This is a genomic window from Ramlibacter sp. (assembly GCF_035706265.1).
Classification (GTDB): domain Bacteria; phylum Pseudomonadota; class Gammaproteobacteria; order Burkholderiales; family Burkholderiaceae_C; genus Ramlibacter.
In genome coordinates this window covers 1-2,325 of the sequence record NZ_DASSVG010000056.1, presented here as the reverse complement: position 1 = coordinate 2,325, position 2,325 = coordinate 1, and the positions used below count along the sequence as shown (strand labels likewise).

Annotated in this window: 2 protein-coding genes and 1 pseudogene; 2 read left to right on the top strand and 1 reads right to left on the bottom strand. The window is 70.7% G+C overall.

The window, feature by feature from the left end; genetic code table 11:
- Window positions 1-431, top strand: a pseudogene (locus VFM98_RS01970) (tRNA 2-selenouridine(34) synthase MnmH); the annotation flags it as partial.
- On the opposite strand, the gene VFM98_RS01965 reads toward VFM98_RS01970, so the two are convergent.
- A complete protein-coding gene (locus VFM98_RS01965; RefSeq protein WP_325108208.1) occupies window positions 428-1,369 on the bottom strand; it encodes a histone deacetylase family protein in 942 nt (313 codons plus the stop codon). The pseudogene VFM98_RS01970 and the gene VFM98_RS01965 overlap by 4 nt on opposite strands.
- Window positions 1,370-1,406: 37 nt before the next feature.
- On the opposite strand from VFM98_RS01965, the gene VFM98_RS01960 reads away from it, so the two are divergent.
- Window positions 1,407-2,325, top strand: a 919-nt coding sequence (locus VFM98_RS01960) for a MoxR family ATPase (RefSeq protein WP_325108207.1), incomplete at its 3' end; no start/stop codon positions are given.

Genomic DNA, 2,325 nt, shown 5'->3' with positions numbered 1-2,325 from the left:
CGAAGAAGATCGGCCAGGTCCAGGTGCCGGAGGCGCTTATCGCGCGCATGCGCGCCTCGCCGTGCGTGCGCCTCGAGGCGCCGCTCGAGGTGCGCGTCACGCTGCTGCTGGAGGAGTACCGCCATTTCCTGAAGGACCGCGCGCTGCTCGAAGCGCAGCTCGACTGCCTCGCCGCGCTGCACGGGCGCGAGGAAATCGCCGCGTGGAAGGCGCTCGCCGCGCAGGGCGCCTGGCGCGACTTCGTCGCGCGGCTGCTGATGCAGCACTACGATCCGGCTTACCGCCGCTCGTCGCAGCGCAATTTCGCCCGCCTGCCCGAGGCGCCGGTCGCGCGCATCGACTCGGCGGACGAGAGCGCCTTCGCCGCCGTCGCCCGGCAAATAGGGACAGACCCCATTTCGGCTGAAATGGGGTCTGTCCCTATTTGCTAGTTCAGCCCGCCGAGGACGCGGATGTGCTGGACCGCGCTGCGGCCGAGGGCCGAGAGGGCGTAGCCGCCCTCGAGCACCGAGACGATGCGGCCTTGCGCGTGGCGCTGCGCCACCGCCTTGACCTGCTCGGTGATCCAGGCGTAGTCGGCGTCGGCGAAGCGCAGCATCGCCATGTCGTCCTCGGCATGCGCGTCGAAGCCGGCGGAGAAGATCACGAGCTGCGGCCGGAACCCGTCCAGCGCCGGCAGCCAGGCGTCGGTCACCGCCTTGCGCACGCCGCTCGAGCCGGTGCCGGCGGCCAGCGGCACGTTCACCATGTTGGGCGCCGGGTCGTCGGTGCCGCAATAGGGATAGAACGGGTGCTGGAAAGTGGAGGCCATCAGCACCCGCGGGTCGTCGGCGAAGATGTCCTCGGTGCCGTTGCCGTGGTGCACGTCGAAGTCGATGATCGCCACCCGCTCCAGGCCGTGCGCGTGCAGCGCGTGGCGCGCCGCGACCGCCACGTGGTTGAAGATGCAGAAGCCCATCGGCCGCGCGCGGCAGGCGTGGTGGCCCGGCGGCCGCACGCTGCAGAACGCCGCATCGTGCTTCGCCGTCAGGACCAGGTCGGTGGCGAGCACCGCCGCGCCCGCGGCCCGCAGCGCCGCCTGCAGGGTCCAGCGGTTCATGGCCGTGTCCGGGTCCAGGTGCACCGTGCCGGATTGCGGCGCCGCGTCGCGGATCGCGCGCACGTAGTCCGCAGGGTGCACGCGCGCGAGCTGCTCGTCGGTAGCGAGCGGCGCTTCGTAGCGCGTAAGGTGCTGCGCTATGCCCGAAGCGATGAGCTGGTCCTCGATCGCGCTGAGCCGCGCCGGGCGCTCCGGGTGGTGGGCCCCCATGTCGTGCTTGAGGCAGTCGGGGTGCGTGACAAATGCCGCAGAGGCGGATGCCGCAGACATCAGGCAGGCATCTTAGCGCATCAAGTACAATCGCCGCATGCTGCTGAAGCCTGAATTCCAACCACAAAATACGGCGCGCGGCGCGATCCGGCGGGTGATCGACACCGCGGGCGGCATCATCCTCGGCAAGGAGCTGCAGGTCCGGCTGGCGCTCGCCTGCCTGCTGGCGCGCGGCCACCTGCTGATCGAGGACCTGCCCGGCGTGGGCAAGACCACGCTGGCCCACGTGCTGGCGCGCTCGCTCGGGCTCGATTTCCAGCGCATCCAGTTCACCAGCGACATGCTGCCGGCCGACATCATCGGCGTCTCCGTCTACGAGCGCGAAAGCGGCAGCTTCAAGTTCCACCCCGGGCCGATCTTCGCGCAGGTGATCCTGGCCGACGAGGTGAACCGCGCCACGCCCAAGACGCAGTCCGCGCTGCTCGAGGCGATGGAAGAGCACCAGGTGACGGCCGAAGGCGAGACGCGCAAGCTGCCGTCGCCGTTCTTCGTCATCGCCACGCAGAATCCCTCCGAGCAGGTGGGCACCTTCCCGCTGCCCGAGTCGCAGCTCGACCGCTTCACCATGCGCATCGAGCTCGGCTATCCCGACCGCGGCGCCGAGCGCGCCTTGCTGCTCGGCACCGACCGCCGCGACCTGCTGGCGAGCCTTGCTGCCTGCATGACGCCCGCCGAGCTGGTGGAGCTGCAGGCCGGCGTGCAGCGGGTGCACGTGGCGCCGGCGCTGCTCGACTACGTACAGGCCATCGTGGAGCACACCCGCCGCTCGCCCAACTACCTCGCCGGCCTGTCGCCGCGCGCCGCGCTCGCGCTGCTGCATTGCGCGCGCGCCTGGGCCTACATCGACGGACGCGATCGCGTGCTGCCGGAAGACGTGCAGGCGGTGCTGCCTGGCGTCGCGGGCCATCGCCTGCATCCGGTGCACAACGGTGTGAAGCGCGCGCACTCGGACATCG